Origin of the sequence: Burkholderia sp. Ac-20344 (assembly GCF_017104975.1) — a bacterium.
Lineage (GTDB): Bacteria > Pseudomonadota > Gammaproteobacteria > Burkholderiales > Burkholderiaceae > Burkholderia.
Map to the genome: position 1 here is coordinate 131,895 of NZ_JAAGPP010000003.1, position 6,000 is coordinate 137,894.

General features: G+C 67.6%; 5 protein-coding genes and 1 pseudogene. 3 read left to right on the forward strand and 3 right to left on the reverse strand.

Annotation, left to right across the window (positions count from 1 at the left end; translation table 11 throughout):
• Window positions 1-71: 71 nt before the first annotated feature.
• From gndA to G3N64_RS02215, 3 genes are all read right to left on the reverse strand, one after another.
• A complete protein-coding gene (gndA, locus tag G3N64_RS02205; RefSeq protein ID WP_205782121.1) occupies window positions 72-1,484 on the reverse strand; it encodes an NADP-dependent phosphogluconate dehydrogenase in 1,413 nt (470 codons plus the stop codon).
• 95 nt (window positions 1,485-1,579) lie between these two features.
• Window positions 1,580-2,221 carry a DUF938 domain-containing protein gene (locus G3N64_RS02210; RefSeq protein ID WP_205782122.1) on the reverse strand — a complete coding sequence of 214 codons (642 nt, stop codon included), beginning with the start codon at window positions 2,219-2,221 and terminating at the stop codon, window positions 1,580-1,582.
• Window positions 2,218-3,114, reverse strand: coding sequence for an NAD-dependent protein deacetylase (locus G3N64_RS02215; protein WP_205782123.1), 897 nt, complete (start codon window positions 3,112-3,114; stop codon window positions 2,218-2,220). Before G3N64_RS02215 ends, G3N64_RS02210 begins: the two co-directional genes overlap by 4 nt.
• Before the next feature lie 1,016 nt (window positions 3,115-4,130).
• Between G3N64_RS02215 and G3N64_RS02220 the strand changes: the two genes are divergently transcribed.
• From G3N64_RS02220 to G3N64_RS02230, 3 genes and pseudogenes are all read left to right on the forward strand, one after another.
• Window positions 4,131-4,355 (forward strand): hypothetical protein, encoded by a 225-nt coding sequence (locus G3N64_RS02220; RefSeq protein WP_241020727.1) that lies wholly within the window; start codon window positions 4,131-4,133, stop codon window positions 4,353-4,355.
• A gap of 59 nt (window positions 4,356-4,414) precedes the next feature.
• Window positions 4,415-5,395, forward strand: a complete 981-nt coding sequence (locus tag G3N64_RS02225; protein WP_205782124.1) for an LLM class oxidoreductase — start codon at window positions 4,415-4,417, stop codon at window positions 5,393-5,395.
• Window positions 5,396-5,677: 282 nt separating this feature from the next.
• Window positions 5,678-6,000: pseudogene (locus tag G3N64_RS02230) on the forward strand (hypothetical protein); the annotation flags it as partial.

The following is a 6,000-nucleotide window of genomic DNA, read 5'->3' on the forward strand; positions in this document are numbered from 1 at the left end:
GCTGGCATCCGGTATAGAAAAACCCTATTCAAAGAATAGATTTTCGCAACAATGCTGTCCCCGCCAGCCGGTTACGACCAGTTCGCGTGGAAGCTGCCCGGCTTGTCGGTACGCTCGAACGTGTGCGCGCCGAAGAAGTCTCGCTGCGCCTGCACGAGGTTCGCCGGCAGCCGCTCGGAACGATAGCTGTCGAAGTACGCGACCGCCGATGCGAACGCCGGTACCGGCACGCCGGCCTTCACCGCGGCGACCACGACGTCGCGCAGCGACGCCTGGTAACTCGCGGCGATGTCCTTGAAGTACGGATCGAGCAGCAGGTTCGCGAGCGCCGGATCCTTCGCGTAAGCATCCGTGATCTTCTGCAGGAAGCGCGCGCGGATGATGCAGCCCGCACGGAAGATCTTCGCGATCGTCCCGAGATCGAGGTTCCAGCCGTACTCTTCGGATGCCGTGCGCAGTTGCGCGAAGCCCTGCGCGTACGAGATCACCTTGCTCAGGTACAGCGCGCGGCGCACCGCTTCGACGAACGCGGCGCGATCGCCGTCGAACGGCGCGGCAGCCGGGCCCGACAGGATCTTGCTGGCCGCGACGCGCTCGGTCTTCAGCGACGACAGCACGCGCGCGAACACCGACTCGGTGATGAGCGGCAGCGGCACGCCGAGATCCAGCGCGTTCTGGCTCGTCCACTTGCCGGTGCCCTTCTGCGCGGCGCGATCGAGGATCACGTCGACGAGGTGCTTGCCGGTCTCCTCGTCCTTCTTGCCGAAGATCTTCGACGTGATCTCGATCAGGTAGCTGTCGAGTTCGCCCTGGTTCCATTCGGTGTACACCGCGCCGAGTTCGTCGTTGGTCAGGCCCGCGACGTCCTTCAGCACCGCGTAGCTCTCGGCGATCAGCTGCATGTCGCCGTACTCGATGCCGTTGTGGACCATCTTCACGTAATGGCCCGCACCGTCCGGGCCCATGTACGCGACGCACGGCTCGCCGTCCGACGGCGCCTTCGCGGCGATCTGCTTGAGGATCGGCTCGACGAGGTCGTACGCGTCGCGCTGGCCGCCGGGCATGATCGACGGGCCGCGCAATGCGCCCTCTTCGCCGCCCGACACGCCGGTGCCGATGAAATGCAGACCCGATTGCGCGAGCTCCTGGTTACGGCGGATCGTGTCGGTGAAGTGCGTATTGCCGCCGTCGATCAGCACGTCGCCCTTCTCCAGCAACGGCTTGAGCGACGCGATCGTCGCATCGGTCGCCTCACCGGCCTTCACCATCATCAGGATCCGGCGCGGCGTTTCGAGCGACGCGACGAACTCCTCGAGCGTATAGGTCGGCACCAGGTTGCGGCCGGGGAATTCGGCGATCAGTTCGTCGGTTTTCTCGCGGCTGCGGTTGTACACCGACACCGCGTAACCGCGGCTCTCGATATTGAGTGCGAGATTGCGGCCCATCACCGCGAGCCCGATCACACCGATTGCTTGTTTGCCCATTAGTCAATTCTCCGGAAAAAACGGGGCGCGACCCGAGCCGGGTCGCGCACAGGCGAAAGGATAGTGGAAACCCGGCGGCGCTGCGCGCTTCCGTGTCACTGCTCCGCGTGCGGCAGCCGCCGGAACACGACGCTCAGGTTGTTCGCCGGCATCTCGACCACCTCGATGCAGTCGAGCCCGCGATCGAGGCCGAGCGCGACGACAGCCTCGAGATCGCGCACGCCCCACGACGGGTCGCGGCTGCGCAACTGCAGGTCGAATGCTTCGTTCGACGGCGCCGTATGCCGGCCCGCGCGGCGATACGGCCCGTACAGGAACAGCACGCCGCCCGGCCGCAGCAGGCGCGACGCGCCCGCGAACAGTGCGTCGGTGCAGGCCCACGGCGAGATGTGAATCATGTTGATGCAGACGATCGCGTCGAGCGCGTCGACCGGCCACGACGCGTCGCGCACGTCGAACGCGAGCGGCCCGGCAACGTTGGCGAGGCCCGCATGGGCAACCCATGCGGCGATCGAGCGCCGCGCCTGCGCATCGGGATCGCTCGGTTGCCAGTGCAGGCCCGGCAATGCCTGCGCGAAGTGGACCACGTGCTGCCCCGTGCCGCTCGCGATTTCGAGCACGCGGCCGCTCGCCGGCAACACGCGACGCAAGACGTCGAGGATCGGCCCGCGATTGCGTTCGGCCGCCGGCGCCGACAGCCGTGCGGACGGATCGGGCGAAGAGGTCGGACCGGTCACGATGCCTGCTCCGGTGCGCGGCCCGCGAGGCCCAGCCGCGCCGTCAGCGCATCGAGCGCGGGTGCGCAGTGCGCCTCGACCTTCAGCGTCAGCATCGGATCGGCACGCGTATGGCCGAGATTGAGCGCGGCGACCGGCTTGTGCTGCGCCTGCGCCCACACGCAGAAGCGGTAGCCGGAATACACCATCAGCGACGAGCCGACGACGAGCAGCGCATCGGCCGCATCGAGCGCCTGCGACGCGAGCGCCACCCGCTCGCGCGGCACGTTTTCGCCGAAGAACACGACCGCCGGCTTCAGCAGCCCGCCGCACGCGGGGCACGCCGGGATGCGGAACGTGTCGAGCGCGGCCCATTCGAGGTGCGCGTCGCCATCCGCGGCCGGCTCGGCTTCCGCGCCCAGCAGCTCGGGATTGTCGGCCTCGAGCATGACCTGGATCGTCGCGCGCGCATGATGCGCGCCGCAGTCGAGGCACGTGACGCCGTCGATTCCGCCGTGCAGTTCAATGACGTCGCCGCTGCCCGCGCGCTGGTGCAGGCCGTCGACGTTCTGCGTGACGAGACGCTCGATCCGTCCCGCGCTGCCGAGCCGCGCCAGTGCGACGTGCGACCCGTTCGGCTGCGCGCGGCCGACGACGGGCCAGCCGATCATGCTGCGCGCCCAATAGCGCCGCCGCGCGGCATCGGAGCCGAGGAATTCGTGGAGCTGGATCGGCGGCGAGCGCATCCATTGGCCGTTGCGGTCGCGATAGCCGGGAATGCCGGAGTCGGTGCTGATGCCCGCGCCGGTCAGCACCAGCAGGCGCGGATGACGCTCGACGAACGTGTGCAGCGCATCGAGTGCGGCCGGATCGACGTCGGCGATTGAGGGGTCGTGCAGGGCTTTGTCGTTCATGTTGGCAACGCGTGATCGGGCGCGCCGGCAAGCCGTGCGCCCGCACGGGCCGCCAGGCACGCCAGCACATGATACAGAACGCCGCGCGATCGGGCCGAAGCCTCGCGTCGCAAACCGGCGCACAAAAAAAGACGCCCATCAGCCGCTCGGCGATGGGCGCTTCAACAATTGATCCATCGGGGTAGTGGATCAACTGACAGCACAATTTCGCGGCGCTCGCCCAGTTGCGGCCGGCGAACGCTTCCCCTGGACTACACGTGTTCCGCGATGCCTGACGCATCGATGCGCTGCCGTCTTTCCGGTGCGATCCGGTTCGGTCCCGTCGCGCCGACGCAATGCACGGCGCACGAACGCCTGCGTAGCGCGACGACTCGCGTTGCACGCGGCAGCATGACGATCCGGGATCCGGGCCGCACCATCCACAGGCATTCACGGGTCATCCCCGACGGCCGACCGGCACCAGTCGGCCTCGTGCGTCACATCTGCACGTCGTCGTTCAGAACAAACCCGATTGCTCGGATGGAACGGAAAGCCGCGCGCTCACGTCGCCTCGATCAACGGCGAAGCGAATACCCCGGCAGGTCGGCGATTCATGTTTGCAACACGACATGTTGCGATTCGGTATGTTTTCATTCTCTTGTCCCCGTCTCCGATACGTCCGCCCCACTGAAGCGATTGCCGGACCGACTGCGTCTCACGGCCCATACACCTATGCAAGGAGCGCACCATGCTTCACGCCGCAAGGCCGCACGGGCCGATGCGGGGTCATCGATGCGCATCGCGCACCGGCAAAAAGCGCGAACGTTTCGAAACTGAAACACCTTCCGGACCGGCAACCGTCGGCCGCCGGGCATGCCGTCAAACTGCGGCGGCGTCGCGGCATTGCATCCGTGTGCGATCGCCGATTTGCTTACAATCGCCCCACAGCGACGCGTACGCATGCATGAACGCACGAACCCGCCCCGGCGTCCGTCGCGCAGTTCGCCGCCATCTCATCGGAGCCTCCTGTCCGACGCATGCCTGACACACGCGACGGGTTGCATATCGACTACCGCGCGCTGTTCCGGTTGCGTCCGGATCGCCGGCTCGAACGCGAGAACGATCCCGACAGCGACGCAGGCCGGCGTCTGCTGCATGCGCTGTCCACGCACCGGATGCCCGAAGGCCTGTTCTCGATGGGGTTTCGGAGCGGTGCCGATCTGTGGGCACCGTGGTGCGCAGCCCGCGTGCAAACACGCTAGCATTCGGACACGCAACGTCGCGCGCTCGCCTCGCACCGAACCGCACCCAAGGATTCGACATGACCATGCCCGCCCCTGCCCGTCCCGACGTCGCGCATCGCGTCTTTTCGGACGGACAGTTGTCGATCGGCCTCACGCTTCCGCTGCTTCGCACCGGCCAAATCGTCGCCGACTTCGACGAGCAGCTCGAACTCGCGGCACTGGCCGACACGCTCGGCTTTCGCGCGCTGTGGATTCGCGACGTGCCGTTGAACAGCGCCGATTACCCCGACCCGGTCGGCCACCTCGACCCGTGGGTCCTGCTCGGCGCACTGGCGTCACGCACGCGCCGGATCGCGCTCGCCAGCGGCGCGATCGTGCTGCCGCTGCGTCATCCGCTGCATATCGCGAAAGGCGCGCTGTCGGTCGCAACGCTGTCGGGAGGACGCTTCATCCTCGGGCTCGGCTCCGGCGACCGGCCGCCCGAATATGCGGCGTTCGGCGTCGATGCGCAGACGCGGCGCGACCGGTACCGCACGCACTGGGACGTCGTCGCGGCCGCACTCGGCGTGCCATCGCGCGTGCTACCCGACGAAGCGCCGCCCGATGCGCCCGAATTCACGCTGCTGCCGCGCGGTACCGATGCGGTGCCGATGCTCGCAGTCGGCTCGGGCGGGCAAAGCGTCGACTGGATCGCGCGTCACGCGATCGGCTGGATGACGTACCACCGCGATCCGGACACGCAGCGCGCACGCTATTCGATGTGGCGCGCGGCGGTCGACCGGCTCGCGTCGCCCGCCTTTCGCGCGTTCGGCGTGTCGATGCGGCTCGACCTCGTCGCGGATCCCGATGCGCCGGCCACCGCATTGCCGCTCGGCTATGCAACCGGACGCCGCGCATTGATCGACATCCTGCAGGACATGCGTGCGGCGGGCACGCATCACGTCACGCTGAATCCGGGCTCGGACCGGCCCGTGCGCGAAGTCATCGAGGAAATCGCCGAACACGTTCTGCCGGTTTTTCACGACGGGCAAGCGTCATTTGGCAGGATTCCATATTAATTCGATGCGGCGCAGTGAGTGCGTTGCCCACCGTTGCCGGCAAGCAGATATTACAAATTACTTTCATTTCGGCAATTGAAACACCCCGCCTGTCTGGCTGCCGACAGTCTGCGTCAGGCACATGACTGCGCAGACGCGTCGCGAACGCCTGCGCCGCATCGGGCATGCCCGATTTGAATCGTCGTCGCTGGAACTATTCGGTTCCGCTCGCGATCATGTTAACTTCCGTCCATCGTTCAGCCTGGCGGGCCGCGCGCCGATGCGCGCCCGCATGCCTACTCCATGCGACATTTCCTCCTCGGGTGGCTGCTTGCCGCCGTCGTCTCGGCCGCCCATGCGGCCGCTCCCGCCCCGGCCGCCACGTCGGCCGCTTCCGGCACCGCGCTCGCGCTGACGCCGCAACAGGCGCAGCAGGCACTCGATGTGCTCGACAATCCGCGCGATCGCGCGCAGGTCGAAACGACGCTGCGTGCGATCGCGGCCGTCGGCGCGCTGAGCGCACCCGCGGTCGCGGCAAGCGATGCGGCCCACTGCGCGCGCGCGTCACCCCGTCCGCGCCTGCCCGCTCGTCAGTCGGCCGCTCTCCACACGACCCACGTGCCCAC